The 20,718-nt window shown below is 64.8% G+C and carries 15 protein-coding genes; 2 read left to right on the top strand and 13 right to left on the bottom strand.

Annotation, left to right across the window (positions count from 1 at the left end; all coding sequences use genetic code 11):
- Positions 1 to 181: 181 nt before the first annotated feature.
- The 5 genes from EDC35_RS09620 to rpoE all read right to left on the bottom strand — a co-directional run bounded on the left by EDC35_RS09620 (position 182) and on the right by rpoE (position 4,393).
- The gene (locus EDC35_RS09620) at positions 182 to 1,606 is read right to left on the bottom strand and encodes a DegQ family serine endoprotease (RefSeq protein ID WP_132977026.1); all 1,425 of its coding nucleotides are present in this window, start codon (positions 1,604 to 1,606) and stop codon (positions 182 to 184) included.
- Between the two features lie 36 nt (positions 1,607 to 1,642).
- Positions 1,643 to 2,113 (bottom strand): SoxR reducing system RseC family protein, encoded by a 471-nt coding sequence (locus EDC35_RS09615; RefSeq protein ID WP_132977025.1) that lies wholly within the window; start codon positions 2,111 to 2,113, stop codon positions 1,643 to 1,645.
- Positions 2,114 to 2,130: 17 nt separating this feature from the next.
- Positions 2,131 to 3,132: a MucB/RseB C-terminal domain-containing protein gene (locus tag EDC35_RS09610; protein WP_132977024.1), complete on the bottom strand. Its 1,002-nt coding sequence runs from the start codon at positions 3,130 to 3,132 to the stop codon at positions 2,131 to 2,133.
- 13 nt (positions 3,133 to 3,145) lie between these two features.
- Positions 3,146 to 3,694, bottom strand: coding sequence for a sigma-E factor negative regulatory protein (locus EDC35_RS09605; protein WP_132977023.1), 549 nt, complete (start codon positions 3,692 to 3,694; stop codon positions 3,146 to 3,148).
- Positions 3,695 to 3,814: 120 nt separating this feature from the next.
- Entirely contained in the window at positions 3,815 to 4,393 is a 579-nt protein-coding gene (rpoE, locus tag EDC35_RS09600) for an RNA polymerase sigma factor RpoE (protein WP_132977022.1), read from the bottom strand.
- A 241-nt stretch (positions 4,394 to 4,634) separates the two neighbouring features.
- Between rpoE and nadB the strand changes: the two genes are divergently transcribed.
- Positions 4,635 to 6,266, top strand: a complete 1,632-nt coding sequence (nadB, locus tag EDC35_RS09595; RefSeq protein ID WP_132977021.1) for an L-aspartate oxidase — start codon at positions 4,635 to 4,637, stop codon at positions 6,264 to 6,266.
- A gap of 306 nt (positions 6,267 to 6,572) precedes the next feature.
- On the opposite strand, the gene EDC35_RS09590 is transcribed toward nadB, so the two are convergent.
- Together EDC35_RS09590 and EDC35_RS09585 are read right to left on the bottom strand one after the other, a co-directional pair.
- Complete coding sequence (locus EDC35_RS09590) at positions 6,573 to 9,659, bottom strand: galactose-binding domain-containing protein (RefSeq protein WP_132977020.1); 3,087 nt, start codon at positions 9,657 to 9,659, stop codon at positions 6,573 to 6,575.
- A gap of 62 nt (positions 9,660 to 9,721) precedes the next feature.
- Complete coding sequence (locus EDC35_RS09585; RefSeq protein ID WP_207896171.1) at positions 9,722 to 13,270, bottom strand: GH36-type glycosyl hydrolase domain-containing protein; 3,549 nt, start codon at positions 13,268 to 13,270, stop codon at positions 9,722 to 9,724.
- Positions 13,271 to 13,589: 319 nt separating this feature from the next.
- Between EDC35_RS09585 and moaA the strand changes: the two genes are divergently transcribed.
- A complete protein-coding gene (gene moaA, locus EDC35_RS09580) occupies positions 13,590 to 14,576 on the top strand; it encodes a GTP 3',8-cyclase MoaA (protein WP_132977019.1) in 987 nt (328 codons plus the stop codon).
- A 25-nt stretch (positions 14,577 to 14,601) separates the two neighbouring features.
- On the opposite strand, the gene EDC35_RS09575 is transcribed toward moaA, so the two are convergent.
- Genes EDC35_RS09575 through EDC35_RS09550 form a run of 6 tightly spaced genes read right to left on the bottom strand, consistent with a single transcriptional unit; the run spans position 14,602 to position 20,617 of the window.
- The gene (locus EDC35_RS09575) at positions 14,602 to 15,006 is read right to left on the bottom strand and encodes a hypothetical protein (protein ID WP_132977018.1); all 405 of its coding nucleotides are present in this window, start codon (positions 15,004 to 15,006) and stop codon (positions 14,602 to 14,604) included.
- A gap of 18 nt (positions 15,007 to 15,024) precedes the next feature.
- Complete coding sequence (gene modD, locus EDC35_RS09570; protein WP_132977017.1) at positions 15,025 to 15,891, bottom strand: ModD protein; 867 nt, start codon at positions 15,889 to 15,891, stop codon at positions 15,025 to 15,027.
- Positions 15,888 to 16,991, bottom strand: coding sequence for a sulfate/molybdate ABC transporter ATP-binding protein (locus EDC35_RS09565; protein ID WP_132977016.1), 1,104 nt, complete (start codon positions 16,989 to 16,991; stop codon positions 15,888 to 15,890). Before EDC35_RS09565 ends, modD begins: the two co-directional genes overlap by 4 nt.
- Positions 16,991 to 17,656 (bottom strand): molybdate ABC transporter permease subunit, encoded by a 666-nt coding sequence (locus EDC35_RS09560; protein WP_132977015.1) that lies wholly within the window; start codon positions 17,654 to 17,656, stop codon positions 16,991 to 16,993. Before EDC35_RS09560 ends, EDC35_RS09565 begins: the two co-directional genes overlap by 1 nt.
- Positions 17,653 to 18,360 carry a molybdate ABC transporter substrate-binding protein gene (modA, locus tag EDC35_RS09555; protein WP_132977014.1) on the bottom strand — a complete coding sequence of 236 codons (708 nt, stop codon included), beginning with the start codon at positions 18,358 to 18,360 and terminating at the stop codon, positions 17,653 to 17,655. Before modA ends, EDC35_RS09560 begins: the two co-directional genes overlap by 4 nt.
- 16 nt (positions 18,361 to 18,376) lie before the next feature.
- The gene (locus tag EDC35_RS09550) at positions 18,377 to 20,617 is read right to left on the bottom strand and encodes a TonB-dependent receptor (protein WP_132977013.1); all 2,241 of its coding nucleotides are present in this window, start codon (positions 20,615 to 20,617) and stop codon (positions 18,377 to 18,379) included.
- Positions 20,618 to 20,718 lie beyond the last annotated feature (101 nt).

Below are 20,718 nucleotides of genomic sequence, written 5' to 3'. Positions count from 1 at the left end.
TCTCGTCTGGATGCCCTGGGCTGATGAATGCGGTGCGGCAGGCTCGTCGCGCATCCGACCAGACCGCGCTCGCGAATGGACTGATCTGAGGATGCTGGCCGGGGGCTGAACCGCCCCCGGCACATCGTGCAAAACCTGCACGCTGAAAAGAGCGCGCAATAGTAACAGACCGGGGCGCGGTTTAGGGCGCGGGGATCTGGATGGCGTAGAACATGCGACTGTCACCACGCTGAATCAGCACGGCGACCGGACGCCCCGGCTCGACCGCCTCAAGGAGCGCGTTGAATCCGGACAGGTCGGCAACGGACTGATTGTTGAACATGAGGATCAGATCACCCGCCCGCAGTCCGGCGGTTTCAGCCGGCCCGGCATCGACGCTTTCCACCAGCACCGCACCCTGCTCAATGCCGATCTGCTGGCGCTGCTCGGCGGTGAGATCGCGCACGACCAGACCGATGCGGTTGGCCGGCTCCTCGTCCGGTTCGGTCGGACTGCCGGACTGCGACTCATCCTCCGGGAGTTCGTCGATTCTGAGACTGAGTTCGATCTGTTCGCCGCGCCGCAAGACCTGCACCGTTGCCGTTTCACCCACGGTCGCCGCACCGACCAGTGGCGGCAGGGCGCTGGAGGTCGGGACATCGCGGCCATTGAAACTCAGGATCACGTCACCGGGACGCAGATCCGCCGCCGCTGCCGGGCTGTTGGGTAGCACCTGCGCCACCAGCGCGCCGCGCGGCTGTTTCATGCCGAAGGTTTCGGCCAGCTCGCGGGTCACGTCCTGGATGAGCACGCCCAGCCAGCCGCGACTGACCTTGCCTTTGGTCTTGATCTGGTTGACGACATCCATCGCCACATCAATCGGGATCGCAAACGAGAGCCCCATGAAACCGCCGGTGCGGCTGTAGATCTGGCTGTTGACGCCGATCACTTCGCCACTCAGGTTGAAGAGCGGCCCGCCGGAGTTGCCGGGATTGATGGCGACATCGGTCTGAATGAAGGGGACATAGTTCTCGGTCGGCAGACTGCGCCCCTTGGCGCTGACGATGCCAGCGGTGGCGGATGACTCGAAGCCGAAGGGCGAACCGATCGCCAGCACCCACTCACCAACCTGCAAATCTTTCGAGGAACCGATCCGGGCGACTGGCAGATCCTCGGCGTCCACCTTGAGCAGGGCAATATCGCTGCGCTTGTCGGTGCCGACCAGGGTGGCGACGAACTCGCGGCGGTCGCTGGTACGCACGATGATTTCATCGCCGCTCTCGACCACATGGGCATTCGTGATGACATCGCCATCAGGGGAGACGATGAACCCTGAACCGAGCGAGCGCGACTGGAACAGATCCTCGGGAATCTCGCCCTCTTCGCCGAAGAAGTGCCGGAAGAAGTCCTGCAACGGGCTGTCTTCGGGCAGTTCGGGAATCTCAAGGCTGCGCGGCTTCTGGGAGCCGGACAGCGACTGCTTGGTGCTGATATTGACCACTGCCGGCCCATTCTCGGACACCAGCAGCGTAAAATCGGGGAGTTCGCGACTGAACGCCGTCCCGGCGATCAGAACGGAGCAAAGCAGCGCCGCCGGGACGAGCGACAGGATGGATGTGGATCGCATGGATGCTGTTCCAGTCAGGATGAATGCTCACGCCATTCAGAGGCGCGGGAGTGAGACCAGAGCCGAATGGGCCTCAAGTCGCCGCAGGATCAGCGGCTGGCGCTCCGGCTTGGGCGCTGAGGCGACACTGTAGCCGCGCAGCCACAGCAATGCCAGCACCAGACCCAGGATGGCGCCCAGCACGCTCGCCGCATCGGCCCGGTCACCACCCAGCGCATCACCGAGCATGGCGCCGGCCAGCAAAGCCAGAATCGGCACCAGATAGGCCGCCAGCGCGGCCCTGAGCAATCCCTGTTCGCTGATTCCCACCAGAACGCGATCACCGACCATGGCCTGAACCGGGTTGAGCGCCGTCAGCGCGACCGTCCGGCGACCGAAAAAACGCTCCAGGAGCGAGGTGCCGCAGGCGTCCTGCGCGACACATTTGCCGCAGGCGCTCCGGCGCTGGGTCTCCACCTGTGCATAATCGCCCTGGACGGCAATCACCGTCCCCTCTTCCTCGATCATATTATCCGTTCCGGTTGTTAATCCGTGGTCTCTGGCAGCCGGTGCACGCCCGCAATGGCGGCCTCGACGGTGGCTGCGGGCACTTCGCCGACCACCGTCACCTGATAGCCGTTTATTTTCCGGCCAATGGCATGCACGGCGCCGATATGGGTCGGTTCGTCCAGACCGTCCTGTGCGCCGCTTTCGACATAGATCGAATAGGCGGACAGAGGGTCGGTGAAGAGAAAGTGCTCGGCAGGGGCGCCGTCTGACTGCGGCATGTCCCGATGCATCACCAGTTGGAAACCCGCTGGCGGGTTGTCGAAACGCCAGCGGCTTGATGCCTGGACCTGCGTCGCCGGGGCGCTTCGCACGGACGGCTCAAATGTGGCCTCGGGCGCGACGCCATCGGAGGGCTGGAAGCTGATGGTGGTGAACATCAACTGTTCGAGCGGATCCTCATGCTGATCAATGAGATCCGATTTCAGCGGCAGGGCGGTTTCGCGGTCAATATGGAAGCGATAGCCATAGCGCAGATGATCGCGTGGCACGATGGCGACAACATCGGTCTCGCGCCCGGCGACACGGGCGACGCCGGCAGACTGGATGCGATAATGCTTGCCCAGCAGTACGGGGTTGATCCCGCCGACGCCCAGGATGCGCCCGCCGCCCTGACGCTCGATTGAAATCGGATGACCGTCGGGCAGCACGCACATGACGCGATCATGGGCCTGTGTCACCGCACGCAACGGTCCGGTCAGTGAAATCAATCGCTCCTGAATCTGCCCCTGCTCGACCCGATGCAGCAGGTTGAGGGTCTCCAGCCGATTGTCATGCAGATAGACCAGCGTGCCCTCATAATTCACTGTTCGCAGCGCCGTCGCCATGCGTTCGAGCAGAGTGTCAATAGCTGGCGCGGTTGCAGTCTGTGGTACCGGCTCGACGGGTTCACCATCGCTGGCGGCAACGACCTGGATCCAGCCGATCCCGCAGAGTATCGCGCCCAGCCCGGCTATCCAGTGCACAGGAGAGCGGCGCATCCGCGCCCGCCTGTCAACGGGGCTCGTCATAGCCAACGAGTGTCGCATAAGGCAGCATGCCCTTGGCCCCGGTCGCCGGGGCCGTCGCTTGATGGGTCACCAGGAAGCGATCAAGCTTGCTGGCGAGTTCGGGGCGATCCAGTCGCCAATGCCTGTCGGGAAGCGGGGCGTAACCGGCAAAGGTCGGGGTGAAGGCGGCGGGAGTCGGATTGGTCGGGACAGGCTGAAACAGCACCGGAGCGGCAAACAGGGCGACAAGAGCCAGCGTGGCGGCCAGCGCGACCCCGACCACGGGACGTCGCGCGTGCAGCCAGCGGTGGCGGCGATGCTGCGTCAGCGGCACAGGCTCGGCAATGAGCGCGCACCGGACCCGCTCGGCAAGATCGCGGTGGGTCAGGTCGATGTGTTCGTTCCGGATGGCCTGGCCAATCAGGTGGTAGCGTTCCCAGGTTGCTCGCAATGACGACTCACGCGCCACGGCGTCAAGCAGTCGGGAGGTGCTGGCGGCATCGAGTTCGCCGTCCTGAAGTGCGGAAAGTTGCAGTCGTTGCTCGTCGGTCATGGTTTCACGCCTGAGCTGGTCGTCAGTTGTCGATTCCGGTTTGAGCCGTCGCTGCGCGACACCAACGACCCAGTCCGCCCTGCGCGGTCGGCACGCCGAACGCACGCCTTATTCACTCTGTTATCCCTCAAGCAGCGGCCGCAGCCGCTTGTCGATGGCATCCCGCGCACGAAAGATGCGCGATCTGACCGTACCGATCGGGCAATCCATGGCGGTGGCGATTTCTTCGTAGCTCATGCCCTCGAATTCCCGCAGCACGATGGCGGTGCGCAGATCGTCCGGCAGATCGTCGAGCGCACTCTGAATGGTCCGCGCCATCTCATCGCTCAGGAGGAGCCGCTCGGGGGTCGCGGACTCGCGCAGCCGACCGCCCATATCCATCTGCTCGGCCACTTCCGCCTCGACATCATCGCCGGGGGGGCGACGCCCCTGGGCGACCAGATGATTCTTGACGGTATTGACCGCGATCCGATACAGCCAGGTATAAAAGGCGCTCTCGCCACGAAATCCAGGCAGCGCCCGATACGCCTTGATGAAGGCCTCCTGGGCCACATCCATGACTTCACTCGAATCCCGGATGTAGCGGGAAATCAGGTTCGACACCTTCTGCTGATATTTGAGAACCAGCAGGTCGAAGGCGCGCCGGTCTCCTGCCTGAGCACGCAGAACCAGCTCATGATCGCTCTGGCGCTCAGACATGAGGACGTCCAGCCAGGCTTCTGGTCAGCGGTTCCGTTGGCATGGACAATTCACCGAATAGGAAGTTCTTCGCCCGGATCAGATGTGGCCGACGTGCGCCAGATAACGCACGAAACCTTGACCCAGATCGCCAAACCGGCGAGTTTATTGTGAACCAGGGCTGCGGTACACCGCCAGCACCAACTTGATCAATGCCGGCACCGTCCGCGCAACCTCTGTTCAGCCAGCGAGCCAACTCTCCATGTCCGACAACTTTTTTCGTCATGACGTTCTGATTCTCGGTAGCGGTGCCGCCGGTCTGAGTCTCGCGCTGCGATTGCACGACGACATCTCGATCGCGGTCGTCTCCAAACGCGAGCTGGTCGAGGGTAGCACTTTCTATGCCCAGGGTGGGATTTCGGCGGTCCTGGACGCCCAGGATTCGATTGAATCGCATGTGCAGGACACACTCAAGGCCGGGGCCGGTCTCTGCAACCCGGAGGTGGTACGGTCGGTCGTCGCGCGCGGCCCCGACAACATCCGCTGGCTGCTTGATCAGGGCGTCGAGTTCACCCGCGACGCGGACAGCAACACGACCGGCGGCTATCATCTCACCCGCGAAGGCGGCCACTCGCATCGCCGGGTCGTCCATGCTGCCGACGCCACCGGACGCGCCGTCGCCACCACTCTGGAAACGCGGGTGCATGCGCAGTCGAACATCCATCTTTACGAACAGCACATCGCGGTCGATCTCATCACCTCCAGACACCTTCCCGGCCACCCCGAAAATCGCTGTCTGGGCGCCTATATCCTCAATCTTGAAACGGGCAAGGTCGAAACCTTTCTCGCCCGCTTCGTCGTCCTCGCCACCGGCGGTGCCAACAAGGTCTATCTCTACACCAGCAACCCGGATGTCTCCACCGGCGACGGCATCGCCATGGCCTGGCGTGCAGGCTGCCGGGTCGCCAACATGGAATTCATGCAGTTCCATCCGACCTGTCTCTATCATCCCGAGGCACGGTCTTTCCTCGTCACCGAGGCGCTGCGCGGCGAAGGGGCACGACTGCTGCTGCCCGACGGTGATCGCTTCATGCCGCGCTTCGACCCGCGCGCCGAACTGGCGCCCCGCGACATCGTCGCGCGCGCCATCGACCACGAGATGAAGCGCATCGGTGCCGCTTATGTCTATCTGGACATCTCGCATCGGCCCGCCGATTTCATCATCGAGCATTTCCCGACCGTCCACGCCCGCTGCCTGGATTTCGGCATCGACATCACCCGCGACCCCATCCCGGTCGTTCCTGCCGCCCACTATACCTGCGGCGGCGTCATGGTGGATCAGCATGCCCGCACCGATCTGGCCGGACTCTACGCCAGCGGCGAAACCGCCTACACTGGACTCCACGGCGCCAACCGCATGGCGAGCAATTCGCTGCTTGAATGTCTGGTGTACTCAGAAGCGGCGGCGCGCGACATCGAGCGCCTGATGGCCGGGCAGTCTCACTCCTTCCTGGAGGTGCCGCACTGGGACGAAAGTCGGGTGAGCGAGCCCGATGAGGAGGTCGTCGTGACCCATAACTGGGACGAACTGCGGCGTTTCATGTGGGATTATGTCGGCATCGTGCGGACCAACAAGCGGCTGCGGCGCGCCAAGCGACGGGCCGACCTGCTGGCCCAGGAGGTCATCGAGTATTACAGCCAGTTCCGTGTCAGCAACGACCTGATCGAACTGCGCAATCTGCTGGAGGTCTCCACCCTGATCATCCAGTCCGCACTTCGCCGACGCGAGAGCCGCGGGCTGCATTACACCCAGGACTTTCCGCTCAAGGACTCCACCCAGCGCACCCCGACCATCCTGATCCCGGACAGCTATCAGCCCCGTCGGCGGGATTGAGGTGATTTCCGGCAAAATCCGTTCGTTGTCGTTGTCGTTGTCGTTGTCGGCTTGCGAATCTTCGATGACGACAACGACAACGAACAGCATCGTGCAGTTGGCCCCGGCGAGTCGTTCTGGCTGGCCGGTACGCGATAGAGCTGACAACCTCAACGGAAGCCGTTTGCTCAACTGTCAGAGCCGTTGAGCGCTGACCACGCCCAAAGGGCATGGATTTCGACGTTACGATTAAAAACAATCATTTGAAAATCCTGTCCATCCTGGGAAATCCTGTTAATCCTGTCTATTTTGCGATGGCACCTGCCTTCAACACCTCAGCAGAACCTCCGCCGGACAGGTGCGGCAGAGCGCCCAGTCCGGGCCGAAATCTGCACTGACCCGATGATCGATCTCAACCTGGATCAGCGGTCGGGGCAGCGGCGGCATCAGCATGACGCCGCCGGACGGGATGTCCAGGTCGCCGGAGAGCGAGAGACGATAGCTGTCCGGCCCATCGCGCCACAGGCGGTAACTGAGTCTGCCGTACTGGGTGGGCAGGTCGCGCACCCGGATCCCCTCGCCGTTCAGCCAGTCCCCGGCGACCCCGGCGGCAATGACGAGACGCTGATCGGACTCGCGTTCATAGGCGAAGAATGAGCGCACCGCGAGGATGTACTCAGCCCCGATCCAGCTATGCGGCATGTCACCGATGAAGCTGGGGCCGAGCGGATCGCGCCAGGAGATCTCGGGCCACTGGTTCCAGGGGCGGATGCGCCGGTCAGCCAGAAAGAAGTCCAGCAGCTCGTGCGCCTCGCGGCGCCAGCCGAGCCGGACCAGTGCGGCGATGATGCGGATCTCGTAAGCGGTGTAATTGGCCCAGGGCGTTGCGCCGCTGACCCGTTCGCGGAAGCCGATGAGATATTTTTCAAAGGTCTGCTCAATGGCCGGACGGGGCAGACGGTGCAGCTCATCGGCAATCGCAATCGCGATGGATGTCGCCGTGGGATCGAAATCGGCGAACTCGACCGAGCCAGGCACAAAATCCAGTCCACGCTCGGCGATGACACGGTTCAGCGAGGCGTACAGGGTCTCCTGGAAGGCGTCCAGCAGGGCCGCGATGCGTTGCGCCTGATCCCGCTCGCCAAGCAGAGCGGCCATCCCGGCGGCGTCCTTGAAACCGCGCACGGCCCAGAAATCGTCCCAGTAGGCATGGACCGGATGGGCCATGTAGCCCTCATGGCTCATGGATTCCGGCAGGAGTCCGTAACAGGCGCGCCTGACCTCGGTCTGGTATTCGGGCGTCAGGCGCTGGTTGCGCAGCCGCTCCAGATAATCGACCGACTTGATGACCGCCGGCCACATCTCGACCAGAAAATCCCGGTCGCCACTGAAGCGGTAATGATCCATGACCGCGAAGATCAGCTCACCCCAGCTATCGAACTCGGGCAGCCACTCGCAGCCGTCGCGGTCGGCGCAGTCCGGCAGATTGCCGTCTTCGCTCTGAAAACCGGCGTACCAGCGGATGAAATCGCGCCCGGCGTCGGCATCGCCAACACGCGCCAGGGCCGCACCCATGAGCGCGCCATCGCGAATCCAGGCGCGCGAGTAACGGCGCGGCCCCGGATGCAGCGCCGGACCATCGCGACTGATGAGGATGTGGGCGGCTGCGGTCTTGAGAGTCTCGACGACCCCGGCGGCCTGGAATGGGAGCTGGATGTCGAACAGGTCGAGCCTCGCTTTCCAGTCGGACAGGGCGCGCGCGAACGGCTCGCCGCCGTCCAGATCGGTGGGCCAGTCTGTCGCCCGATCCGGCGTCCAGTCGCCGAAGGGGACCGCAAGAAAGACCTCCTGCTCTGATCGCGCCGGCAGTTCCAGATCGAAACGCAGCGCCCCGGAGGCGTAACCGAAGGGGTCGCAGACCCGATGCAGGGCGGGCAGTTCGCCCGCCGTCAGAAACTCGCCGAGCGCGCCCTGGGCAAAGGTCGCCGCGCCGAACCCATCGGGCGCGGTGAGCGGGATGATCCGCTTGACCGCGTTGACGCTCAGGATCCCATCCGCATAGTTCAGATCCGTGATCCGACTGACGCCGCCAAAGCCTTCCCAGTGCTGCCAGGTCGGCGTGACCTGAAAGGGCCGGATGGCGGCAAAGAGCGTCACCGCCCTCCCCTGCTCCGCGTCATTCGTAACTCGGTAGCGAATGAACAGACTGGAACTGCCGCTCTTCCCAGTCGCGCAAGCGGTGATGCGCAGGCGCAGATCGCCAGCACGCCAGTCGCTGGAGGGGATCGGCAGATAGCCCTGTTCGAGCGACTGGCTCAACTCAGCGTCGGCCCAGGCGATGAGCCGGCCATCGGCGAAGAGGAAGGGCTCGATGGAGAAACTGCCCTGATCGACCTCGACCATCCCCTCTTCGTTGAACAGCGCCTGAGTGACATCCGCGCCCGTACCGACCGGCGTCCAGTAGGTCTGACGGCCCAGGAGATATTTCGGATAGAGTCCAGGACGCGCGCGCGCGGCGATGGCGCTGAAGAAGGCATTGATGGAGCGCGAGAAGTCGTCGGGCTGGACCTCGACGGACCGGATCCCGACCCCATCGCCATCCTGACCCGGCTGGAGGTCGAGCGCCACATAGCGCGAGCGGGCGGCGGGGAGATAGACGCAGGTTTCCCTGCCCACTCCCTGCCGGGTCTCGAAGCAGGTCCACCAGTCGGTCCCGTCGGATGCAAGCTGGATGGTCAGACCCAGGGGCCGGCGTTCGGGATCCCAGCGGATGACGAGTCCGCCGTACTCCCGCTCGGCCTGGAAGTCGATCACGAGCCGCTGGGCTTGATCGGTCGGCGTACTGCGCCAGCAGGTGGCGGGCGATGGATCGCAGACATGGCACGGCTCACAGCCCGGCAGGACGCTGGTCGCCTCGACCAACGGGGTTAGATAATAGCTGGTGTCGGTGAGGCGCAGATCCTCGATCCAGACGCTGCCCTGTCCGCCGGGACCGGCGGCGATCACGAACTCGATGGCGGCGATGGCGCGCGCCCTGCCGCCGCCGAGCGGTCCCCAGGCGAAGGCGATCTGACTGCTTTTGATCCGCAGATCCAGCCAGTCCGCAGGCAGGTTGAAAACATCCTCGCGATAGCGCCAGACGTTCTGATTGGAGGCGTCCACCAGCTTGAATTCGAAGATGTTGGCCGGCGCCTGACCACGGATGCCGAAGCTGAAGGTGTAGTTCTCCGGCAGACTCAGATCGAACTCCTTGCGCGCGACCACGAAGCCCCCGCCGCCCTGAAAGTCGAAATCCAGACGCATCGCCGTTCCCTGCCGTCCGGGCTCCGGGGTGAGGTTCAGCCGCGCCTGTCCCGAGGCGATGGCGGTCCAGCCGGAGAGGCCCGCGAAGTCATCCAGAATATCGCCGTTCATGGGTGGGATCCCCTTTGGTTGGCTTGGGAAGTGAGTTGAGGTGACACCAGACTGGACGCAGTTTAGCCCAGCTCGATCTGGAGCCGATTCACACCTGGGTTCAGCCTCTCCCGCACCGCATTCAGCGCGACCTCCGCCGCGCCAGGGCGATAGGGCGAATCGCCGCGCTCGAAGCCCATCGCGACCCCATTGAGCCGCACCGCGACCGGGCCGCAACCGGCATGGCGAATCCTGTAGATCACTTCAAAGGCATGACCGGCCAACTCCAGCTCGGCCCGCAGACCATCCAGGCACGCCGGGATCACCGGATCGATCACCAGCCGCTCGCGTTCCAGCCGCAGTCCGAGCAGACCACGCAGGATCAGCCCCATACCGATGCCCGCGCCGCTCGAATAGACCCGCCAGCCGCCTTCCAGGGGGATCTCGCCGCGCATGGCCCGATCATAGTCGGCGTCGGCCTGATAGCGGTCGGCGAAGGCGGCGTCCGAGCTGGAGTAGTAACAATTGGCCTGACGCAGGGCGGCGGCGGGAACCAGGGTGCGCAGACCGATGGGGTTGGCCTGGCAGAGCGCGCGGAAAAAGCCGTCGGCATCGCCATACCGCCAGAGCGCCTCGGCGTAGCGCAGATGGGCGTGGGTGTACATGACCCCGATCTCGCGCCCGAAGAAGCTGCTGGTCTCGGCGCGCTGAAACTGGCGTGACAGACCGCCGCGATAGGTCAGGGGCCGGTCGAAGAGTCTGGCCCCATCGGGACCGAGCAGATAGCGTTCGATCAGACCCAGATGATGACGCGCCTGATCCGGGGTCAGGAGTCCGTCGATAATGGCGTGCACCATGGCAAGCAGGCTGTAGGAGAGCCCGGTGCTCCGGTCGCGCGGGTGCAGCAGATAGCTGATCACGTCCGGGTCACGGAAATCGGCGAAACCGGCCAGGGTGTCATCGACGATCAAAAGCCGCTGGAAATCCGCACGCACCGCCTCGGCCATGGCCCTGTATTCGTCCGCCAGCGCGTCCTGTCCCAGATGGCGAAAGGCGCCAGCCAGGGTGGCGAGGGTGTTGAAATGGAGCGTCACCGTCCAGGCGCTGCACAGATGCTCGCGCATGGCGGGATCGACCGGCTGGAGCGAGTCGTTCCAGTCGCCATGACCATAGGCGGCGAGCCGGGTACCGGCGATGCGGCGCGCTTCAATCACCGCCAATGCGCGCTCCAGGTGCTGACGAATGGTGGCCTGTTCGGCCTGGGTGTCGCCCTCGGGATGGAAGAAGGGGACGATCTCATCGAGCAGCGCGCCATCCCCGGATGCCGCCAGATACTGCCCCAGCGCCAGCAGCGGCCAGAAGACGATATCGCCGTGCGAATCCTCGGGTCGGATATGGCGCTCGCGTGCGAAGAACATGAACCACTGAGGCCAGTCACCATCCGGGTTCTGCTGCCTGAACAGACGCAGCAGGAGATCGCGTACCGGCGCATGGTGGCCCAGCGCGAGCAGAATCTCGACCGGCCCCTGCGCGACATCACGGGTGCCCCAGCCACCGCCCGAATACTGCTCCAGCCCGCGCGGGCTCAGATAATGGATGAGCGCGTTCTGCGCCAGCCAGGGCAGGATCTCGCCCAGCCGGGCCAGGTCTTCGGCGAGTGGACTCGCGGTCGGCGGATGCAGATGCAGCCCGGCGGTCATGCGCGACCAGTATGCCGACTCGTCGAGCGGTTCGATCGGCGTTGCAGCGACGAGATGGCCGGTCAGGCGAAAACCGACCGACATCGCAGGTTCGGTGATCAGGCAGAAATAGGGCTGGTTGCGCGAGTGACCATCGGCAAACAATAGCTCGTCGCCACCGCAACCCTCGATCCCGGTCTCCGGCAACGGATCAAGCCGGAAACCGCCCTCGGGAAAACGCCGCCCGACATCGCTGTCAGGGATAGGACGGATGAAAAAGCCATCGGCATCGCGCTCATGGACGACCGGCACCGCTCCCGAACCATCGTCCCCATTGATGGCGACATGATTGGCGAGCAGGAAGCGCGCGGGCTGACCCGCGTAGACTTCGACCGTCAGGGTCAGCTCATGGCGGTCGGTTGCGGCGCGGCTGTTGATCTGAATCCAGCCGTCCGCATGACGATAGGCCCAGTGACAGGAACCGGGAGTCATGGCGAAGGCGGATGGCACATCGAGCAGATGCCAGACCCCGTCCAGCTCCACGAACAGACGCTGACCGTGCGAGCGGAAGAGCCCCAGATAGCTGTGAGTGGTGGAGAGCAGCCGGTTGATGCTCACATGGCCTTGAGTGACCATGGAGTGAAAGACGCCGGCCATCCAGGCGGTCGAGGTCAGGCTCGATTCATCCGGGGTCGGACCCGAACCGGTGCGCAGAATCTGGCCATGTGGACGCAGAACCCGCAATTCCTTGGGCTTGAGGACGACATGGGTGTGCTCATCGGTGAAAAAGGACAGCAGCACGCCATCCTCGGATTCCAGGTGACGCCAGTCGGTGCCGAAGAGCGCGGCCAGCTCGCCCTGGGTCAGGTCCAGACAGTCCAGAATGGGCGCGCTGGCGAAGAGGCTGGCGGCATTTCCCTCCCCCTCTCCCCAACCCCTCTCCCACGGGGGGGAGAGGGGCTTTCCGGTCGCCTCGGGCAGGGCGAGTGCGCGCTCGATGAAGGTCAGATCGGCGTCCGATGTGACTTGCGGATGATCGGCCTCGAACCAGCCAAAGAAACCGCGCATCGCCCGCTCGCCCGGCCTCAGCGCAAACGCGGCTTCCTGGAGCGCCGCCATTCCATGCTCATGTTGATGGCGCATGCCCGGCAGTCCCTCGACCAGTGCAACCGGTTCCCGACCGGCGCGGGTCGCGAGTCCATGAATTTGCAGGGCGTCGGTCGCATAACTTGCGGCCTGTCCCAGCGAGCCGATCAGACACCAGGGATGGCGACCACCCATCGACTGATTCTGTCGCGTCGCCAGCACCCAGCCGTGCCGGGGATGGGCGAGCGGTGTATGGTCGAGATAATGGCTGACGTAGTACTCGTTCAGCCGCACCGCGCCAGTGTGCGCCAGGGCCAGATCCTGGGTGTGGATCAGATCCAGCGTCAGCGCCTCTGCGCCGAGATTTTCAAGCCCCAGATGCCAGAACCAGGCCGGGGCCGTTTCCGCCAGCACCAGGGCGAGGCTGAAACGGATGTCGCGCCAGACGCCGCTGATCCTGAGTCCCTGCCCGTCGCACTCCACGCGGCCCGGTGCGCGCGGGCCGAGCAGTGGGACCGATTCGATCCGCTCGCCCAGTCGGCGCAGATAGAGGTTCGCCGGCCCGCCCTCCATCTCGTTGCCGGGAAAGAGATTGAGCATGATGTCCGCATGGTCCAGTCGGTGGATGGAACCATTGACATTCACCCGCGCGACGAGTCCGCTCGGGCTGGCGATGGGCCGGGGGAAGTCGGCGGACGGGCGGTTCTCGGCGGTCATGATCATGGCTCCACTCTCGATAGGCTCGAACTTTGGCATATTACTGTCGTCCAGAAGGAAACGCGCGGCATGTTCGGCCAGAAAACGCTCGACCCGCCAGTGGATGTCCTCGGGACGCTCACGCAGTGGCGGGGTCGCAATCTCCAGCACCCGGCAATCGAGATCCTCAAGAGGGTTCGCAGGTCTGGCAGCGGGTCGCGACCCCGCCGCTGTTGTTCGTCGAGGTACTGATCGGTCTGCTCCTGTCGCTACGGTTGTCGCATACTGAAGCGAACGGGACCGGGCGCATCGACACGGATCCGCCCTGGAGGATCATCCGGCTGACCGGCATCCACTGGACTCCATCCAGGTTTTACCGGCCAGTCCGAACAGCCTGCCCGCTCCTGCGTCGGGGATCCCTCGCGAACCGGGACTCTGCGATGGAAATCAAACCGCTTCAGGACGCCTTCATCGAAGAGGAGACCCGAGGATGAGCCATACCTCACTGACCGATCCCTTTGGCCGACGCATCGATTATCTGCGTCTCTCGGTCACCGACCGCTGCGATCTGCGCTGCGGCTACTGTCTGCCCAAGGGCTTCAAGGGTTTCGCGGAACCGGCGCACTGGCTGACCTTCGATGAGATCGAGCGCGTGGTCGGCGCCTTCACCGCGCTGGGTGTGCGTCGCGTGCGTCTGACCGGCGGCGAGCCGCTGATGCGGCGCGGCCTGACCGAACTGGCCGGGCGTCTGTCGGCCCTGCCCGGTCTCGACGATCTCTCGCTGTCGAGCAACGCCACCCGGTTGGAATCGCTCGCCGCGCCGCTTGCGCGCGCCGGGGTGCGCCGGCTCAATGTCAGTCTCGACAGTCTGCGCCCCGAGGTCTTCCGCCAGATCACCGGGGGCGATCTCGAACGGGTGCTGCGCGGCATCGCGGCGGCGCAGAAGGCAGACATGAATCCGATCCGCGTCAATACGGTGGTGATGCGCGGGGTCAACGATGACGAGATCCAAGACATTCTCGACTACTGCGCGGCGCGCGGCTTCACCCTGCGTCTGATCGAGACCATGCCGATGGGCGCCACCGGACAGGCCGCCGCGAGCGCCTGCGGCGACCTGGAACCGATCAAACGGCGTCTGGAACAGCGTTTCGAGCTGATCCCGGACATCCTCCCCGGCGGCGGCCCGGCCCGTTACTACCGGGTCGCTGGCAGCGAGACCCGGCTCGGCTTCATCACGCCGCTCTCGCAACACTTCTGCGCCACCTGCAACCGGGTGCGCCTGAGCGTCGATGGCACACTCCATCTCTGTCTGGGTCAGGATCACTGTTACCCGCTGCGGGATCTGCTGCGCGGCGGAATCGGCGCGGCGGAACTCCAGGGGCATCTGCGCCAGGCTCTGGCCCTGAAGCCCGAGCGCCATGCATTCAATGAACGACCGGGACAGATCGTGCGCTTCATGTCGATGACCGGGGGCTGAAACCAGGCCGGCATCCTCCGCCGGATCAACGCGGCATCCGCGCTTCAACACTGAAACCGCTGTTGCGGTCCCCTTCCTCGCCGAGCGCCTCGACGCAGCGATGCACCAGCCAGCGCGCGTCATTGAGCCGCCATGCCGTCACCGATTCCCCGTAGGTCAGGGCCTGATAGAACTCCTCGTCATCGTCCGAGCGCAGATCGATCAGGCGGTAATCGTAGACGCAGTAACAGGGCTGACCCTGCTCGTCGTAGCCGATCAGGCGTCGCGCTGGCACCTCATATTCCCGGAAGACCCGGAAGGTAACTGGCACGACGACCTGGTCACGCCACTCGGCAGGCAGCCCGGACAGCCAGTCCGGGAGACAGTCACGGGATGGCTTCAGCCCGGATGATGGGGGACGGTGACCATAGGGACAGTGCGAGGATGGCATCGGCAGACCTCCATGGAGTCAGGATCCGGCTGGATCGGTCAGGGCAAACCGCACCTGTACATCGCGCGGCGGCGCCAGATGAGGGGCCGTGGTCACCAGCACGCGGGCGCCGGCACGGGCATAGTCTTCGGCATTACCGGCATGAATGCCGCCAGCCGCCGCAATCACCGTGGATGCCCCCCGCCCGGCGAGCCCCATGGCGACCTCCGCCACCGCAGCGGGCGAGAATTTTTCCAGTTGCAGCACGTCGGCAGCGGCCCAGTCCAGTGCCTCTGCCGGATCGGCCACCTCGACCACCACGCGCTTTTCCGGACATTGGCGACGTAACCGTGCGAGCGTCTCCGTCGGCGACTCGCCGCCCAGGAACTGGCGATGTTCGGCGAACACCAGCAGGGTCTCGGACAGCCCGTTGCGGTGCATCACGGCACCGCCTGCATGAAAGGCCTTGACCGCCAGCCGGCGGGTGCCGGGAACATTCTTGCGCGAGCCGGCCACGATGGCATCCGGGTGTCCGCGCCGGGCAGCGGCCACGATGGCGGCGGCGCTGGTGGCAATGCCGGCGCTCCATTCCATCAGGGTCTGCGCCACCTTCCAGGCCCGATGCAGCGCGCCAGCACTGCCGCTCGCCTCCAGCAGCAGGGTGTCGGTCGCGGCGAGGCTGCCCGATGGCAGCCGGATCCCGGTCTGTGCCCCGCACAATTGAAAGAGACGCGCCGCCTCCTCGACCCCGCAGACTGTCATGGCATCGCGGGCAAAAAAGCGAATGCGACCGGGCTGGGCGGCAATCCCGAGCGACTCGGTGGTGAGATCGCCAAAGGGGACATCCTCGGTCAGCAGCCGGTGAAGTTCATGGTCGCCGAGGACCGGCGGTGTCGGGTGGATCATGGGTCTCTCCTCGCAAGCGTGGCAGTCGTGAGCGGAAGCGCAAAGGGCAGGGCCGCCGATCTGGCCGGCAGGGGAATGATCGTCTCGACCGGAACATCAAGCCGGGTCCGCAACCCTGGCGTCGGACAGGGTGCGGACCTGGGCAGATGGACCCGCAGTGGCGAACGGTCGGACAGCCGGCACCAAACGGCATGATACCCCCCCATGTCGGTCACGCGGACCACCTCAATCGGCAGACCCCTTTCCGGGTCGAGTCGCGGGCCGTCCGGCGGGATGGCAATCACGTCCGCCGAGATGGTCGGCTCGTCCAAGGCGAGCGGCAGGGATCCCCAGGCTCCGCAGGCCGTTCGAGAATCCCAGGACGACACCGGCAGCAGGTTATGCCAACCCAGCACCCGCGCGACCTCAGCGTCGCACGGCTGGGCGAAGACTTCGGCGGTCGGACCAGACTGACGCAGCTCGCCGTCGATCAGGACGCCCACCCGGTCGGCGACCTGACGGACATCCTCCAGGTCGTGCGTCACCAGGATGGTCGGCACCGGGCGATCCGCGACCACCTCCTGAAACAGCAGCCGCAGTGCCTGTCGCAGACTGAAATCGACCGCCGAAAAGGGCTCGTCGAGCAGCAGTACAGCCGGCTCGGACGCCAGGGCACGCGCCAGGGCCACCCGCTGGCGCTGCCCGCCGGAGAGCGCATCCGGTCGGCGCGCGGCCAGTCCGTCGAGTTGAAGCCGCGACAGCCAGAGCGCGATGGCGGTATCCCGATCCACTCCGCGCGGCAGTCCGTAAGCAATGTTGCGTGCCACGTTCAGATGGGGGAAGAGCGCATAGTCCTGGAACAGCAGACCCACACGCCGGTGGCGCGGGGCCAGATCGATGCGGCGGGCACGGTCGAACCAGACCTGATCGCCATGCCGGATATGGCCGGCGGCGGGGGTCTCCAGTCCGGCCAGGAGCCGCAGCAGGGTGCTCTTCCCGCACCCGGACGGACCGATCAGGGCGGTGACGCCAGCCGTCGGCACCTGGATGTTCAGACACAGACGAAAACCGGGGTGGCTGAAATCGATAATGGCTTCGAGGCTGGTTTCACGATCGGACATCAGAGCCGCCCCAACCGCCGCAGCAGCATGAAGAGACTCAGCGACAGCACCCCGAGCAGCACCGACAGCCGGGTCGCACAGTCGAAATTGCCATCGAGCACCCGGTTGTAGATCGCCAGCGACAGGGTCTCGGTCGAGCCCAGGATGTTGCCGCCAAGCATCAGGGTGATGCCGACCTCGCCGAAGGAGCGCCCGACCCCCAGGGTGAGCCCGGCGGCGATGTGGCGTCGGATCACCGGGATCACGACCAGAAACAGCGTCTCCCAACGGCCCTTGCCGAGCGTGCAGGAGACCTCGATCAACTCGCGCGCCTGACCCTCGATGGCCGACTGGATCGGCTTGACCACCAGCGGCAGGCCGGCGATGAAGGCCGCCAGCACCAGTGCCGGGAAGGAAAACACCAGATCCCAGCCCAGCCACTCGTGCAGCGGACCGCCGATCGCGCCATGCCGTCCGCACAGCATCAGCAGAAAGAAGCCGATGGCGATCGGCGGGAACACCAGCGGCAGCGAGACCAGCGCGTCCAGCAGCCCGCGCAGCGGGAACGGCTGACTGAGCGCGTAGCCCAGGGCGATGCCGGCCACCAGAAAGAGGACCAGCACCACGCCGGCCACCTGGAGACTCAGCAGCAGGGCGGTCGGCGCGCAGTCGAGCAGGCTCATCAGAGACCGTACCGGATCAGGATCGTCCTGGCCTCGGCGCTGCCCAGGAAGGCCGCGAACGCCCTGGCGGCCTCCGACTCGGGCCGGTCTTTCGGAAAGGCCAGGACGATGACCGGCGGGTCGTAGAGATCGGTGGGGATCTCATCGAAGCCGGCGAGCTTGTCCGCCAGCCCCAGCGCATCGGTGATGTTGATGAACCCTGCGTCCACCGTTCCGGCCACCAGATAGGCCGAGACCTGCGGCACCGTCGCCAGCGTCATCAGCTTGTCTTTGACCGACGGCATGAGTCCGCTACGCTCCAGGAACTGGGTCGCGGCCTGACCGTAGATCGCTTTTTTGGGATCAGGCAGCGCGATGCGCTCGACCTGGGGGTCGGTCAACGCCTGATAGCCGCTCAGACGCCGTGCGCCATAGGCCAGCACCAGCCGGCCGGTGCCGAGGACGATGTCACGGTCGAACAGCCCGCTTTTGGCGAGAAACGCCTGCTCGCCGACCACCAGATCCACCCGACCGCTGTCGCGGGTCTGGGCCAGCACCTGCTGCATGTTGCCGAAAACGGCCTCGACCCTGGTGCCCGAGGACTGGGTGAAGGCGTCATAGATCGCCATCAGGGGCTTTTTGTATCCCGCCCCGGCGGCGATCAGCAGCGGCTCCGCCGAAACCGAAAGAGACAGACAAAGCGTGAGGATGAGTGTGATGAAGCGCATGGACGAACTCCTGGATCTAGAAATTGGCCGACACTGACAGCGCCAGGGTGCGTGGCGCGCCAGGGTAGTAATCGATACTGCCGGGACGTGCGTCATCCTGGCCCACGTCGATGGTTCCGATGTAACGGGCATCGAACAGATTGAGCAGCGACAGTCCGACCTCCAGCGACTGAATGCCGGCGACCGAGCCAATTCGATAGGTCGCAGTGAGATCGACCGTGGTATAGGCATCGACTTCCTCTTCATTGAGGGCATCGCCGAAGCGGGCTCCGACATAGCGCACCAACGGGGTCAGGCTCCAGTTGCCAGCGCGGTACTCGGCGCCCAGTTTCACCATCCACTCCGGCGCGTCCGGAACCTGGTTGCCGGAGGTCGCCAGCACCGACTGGCTGGCGGTGCGGATATCGTCGTCGAGCTGGTTGAGGTTCCAGGACAGGCCGCCCAGCAGAATCCAATCGCGAGTCAAGCCCCAGCTTGCCTCCAGCTCCGCGCCGTAGGCGGTCGCCTCGACACCGCTCTGGAGATAGGACACGCCCACCAACGGATCATAGGCCGTGACCTGTTTGTCGCGCAGCCGGCTGTAGAAGAGTGTCGGCGACAGGCTCAATGGCCCCTGATGCCATTCCAGACCGATTTCGACGGTGTCGGATGTCTCCAGTTGCAGCTCGTCCCACAGGGTTTGCAGTGGGATGCCGGCCTTCTGGAACGCCTTCTGATTGCTCATGTAGACGCTGTAGAGCGGCCCCATCCAGGGATTGCCGACGGTGCGTCCATAGGTGGTCCTGGCGTCGAGCGATGGGGTCAGGATCCAGCGCGACGTGAGCGTCGGGAGCCATTCGTCGAGCGTCACCGCCTGGGTACTGAGCCTGGCGTTCACGGCCGGGTCCAGCGCCAGCGCGGCGTCGTGGCTGACATCGGGGAGACCCGTCCCGTCATAGCTGGTGATGCCGGGGATGCGGAAGCTCAGATAGCGCAGTCCCAGGCTGTAACGCCAGCGGCCCGATTCCCCCGCCAGTTGCAGATAAGGGCTCTCGTAGGCGCGGTCGCCCATGTCGGCGAGGATGCCCCATTTGGAAAAGACCAGCCGGCCCCGTTTGTCGAGCGCATAGACCTTCTGACTCAGCGGCGGCGGCATGGTGGAGATGCGCTGACTCCAATACCCCAGGGTCAGTGTCTGACTGGCGGCGAGCCTGGCGACCAGTTCGGCGGTCGCCCCGTATTGCTCCTGATCGATATCGACGACGGTGACCGTGTTGGATTTACCGGTGGAACGCTGCCCTTCGTTGGAGAGCCAGTAGGGGTTGAAGCGTAACTGGAGATCCTCGCTCAGATCCCAGGCCAGCCGGGCGAGGACATTGTTTTCATCGAAGTGCTGGGTGTTGTAGGCGTAGTAATTGACGTCGTCGGCCGCGATCCCGGTCAGCTCGGCGTTGAAGTCGAAATCCCGGTAGGTTCCCAGATCCTGGCTCTGGGCATAGGTCAGAGGCCGGTACTCGTCGCGGCGGAAGTGGTTGTGCGCGGCATAGACCTCCAGGTTGCCATGCTCGCCCAGCGTCTGGTTGAAACCGGCATTGACGGTGTCGCGCGACTGATCGCCCGGCCCCCGCCATTTATCGGTTTCGGCGGTGGAGCCGGAGAGAAAGAGGCGCGACCCACCGTTGAAGGTGCCGGTGTCGATCCGGGCAAAGACCTTGTGGAAATGATCACCGCCGATGGCGGTGCGGACCCGCAGACCTGGATCCTCGGTCGGCGCCTTGATGTTCAGATCCAGGCTGCCGGCGAGATTACCCATGCCGAATCCGACATTGGCCGGCTGAGGACCGCGCCAGAGGGTGAGACCGTCCAGATTCTCCAGGTCGAAGAGGTTGCCCACACCACCGCGTCCAGCGCTCACCGAGGAGGGCGTACCGTTCACTGTCACGGCCAGATTGCTGTAGCTGTAAGCCGAGACACCGCGTATCCGCATGAAATTCTGATCGACGCTCAGGCCATAGGCATCGGTTCCGGACAGATTGACCGAAGGCATGAGGTCGAGCGCCCGGTAAGGATTGGTCTGGGCCGGACCGCCAAAGGTGGCGATGCCATCAGCCGTGACACGCGAGGCCGAATAATCCTGCCCGGACAGGGGCGCAACCGAGGGGACTGGCGAGGCCCTGACCTCGACGGTGGGCAGTTCGGCGTCCGACGCGGCGAGAGCCGTCTGCCCAATCGCGAGGGCCGGATACAACAGCATGAGCAAGGGGGTGTGACGCTGCATGGCGTTTCGATTTCTCCAGAATTTTCTTGAAAATGGATGACAGCCAATCGAAGTGAGCGCGCGCATCAGCCGGATGACGAGTTGGGCATGGCCGCTGGCGA

Source organism: Thiobaca trueperi, from assembly GCF_004342175.1.
Lineage (GTDB): Bacteria > Pseudomonadota > Gammaproteobacteria > Chromatiales > Chromatiaceae > Thiobaca > Thiobaca trueperi.
Note: the sequence above shows the minus strand (reverse complement) of the source record. Positions and strands in the feature narration are given on the sequence as shown.

What these genes read in the sequence shown, in the direction of transcription:
- EDC35_RS09620 (WP_132977026.1), bottom strand. Translation starts at nt 1,606, where the DNA reads ATGCGATCCACATCCATCCTGTCGCTCGTCCCGGCGGCGCTGCTTTGC.
- EDC35_RS09615 (WP_132977025.1), bottom strand. Translation starts at nt 2,113, where the DNA reads ATGATCGAGGAAGAGGGGACGGTGATTGCCGTCCAGGGCGATTATGCA.
- EDC35_RS09610 (WP_132977024.1), bottom strand. Translation starts at nt 3,132, where the DNA reads ATGCGCCGCTCTCCTGTGCACTGGATAGCCGGGCTGGGCGCGATACTC.
- EDC35_RS09605 (WP_132977023.1), bottom strand. Translation starts at nt 3,694, where the DNA reads ATGACCGACGAGCAACGACTGCAACTTTCCGCACTTCAGGACGGCGAA.
- rpoE (WP_132977022.1), bottom strand. Translation starts at nt 4,393, where the DNA reads ATGTCTGAGCGCCAGAGCGATCATGAGCTGGTTCTGCGTGCTCAGGCA.
- nadB (WP_132977021.1), top strand. Translation starts at nt 4,635, where the DNA reads ATGTCCGACAACTTTTTTCGTCATGACGTTCTGATTCTCGGTAGCGGT.
- EDC35_RS09590 (WP_132977020.1), bottom strand. Translation starts at nt 9,659, where the DNA reads ATGAACGGCGATATTCTGGATGACTTCGCGGGCCTCTCCGGCTGGACC.
- moaA (WP_132977019.1), top strand. Translation starts at nt 13,590, where the DNA reads ATGAGCCATACCTCACTGACCGATCCCTTTGGCCGACGCATCGATTAT.
- EDC35_RS09575 (WP_132977018.1), bottom strand. Translation starts at nt 15,006, where the DNA reads ATGCCATCCTCGCACTGTCCCTATGGTCACCGTCCCCCATCATCCGGG.
- modD (WP_132977017.1), bottom strand. Translation starts at nt 15,891, where the DNA reads ATGATCCACCCGACACCGCCGGTCCTCGGCGACCATGAACTTCACCGG.
- EDC35_RS09565 (WP_132977016.1), bottom strand. Translation starts at nt 16,991, where the DNA reads ATGTCCGATCGTGAAACCAGCCTCGAAGCCATTATCGATTTCAGCCAC.
- modA (WP_132977014.1), bottom strand. Translation starts at nt 18,360, where the DNA reads ATGCGCTTCATCACACTCATCCTCACGCTTTGTCTGTCTCTTTCGGTT.
- EDC35_RS09550 (WP_132977013.1), bottom strand. Translation starts at nt 20,617, where the DNA reads ATGCAGCGTCACACCCCCTTGCTCATGCTGTTGTATCCGGCCCTCGCG.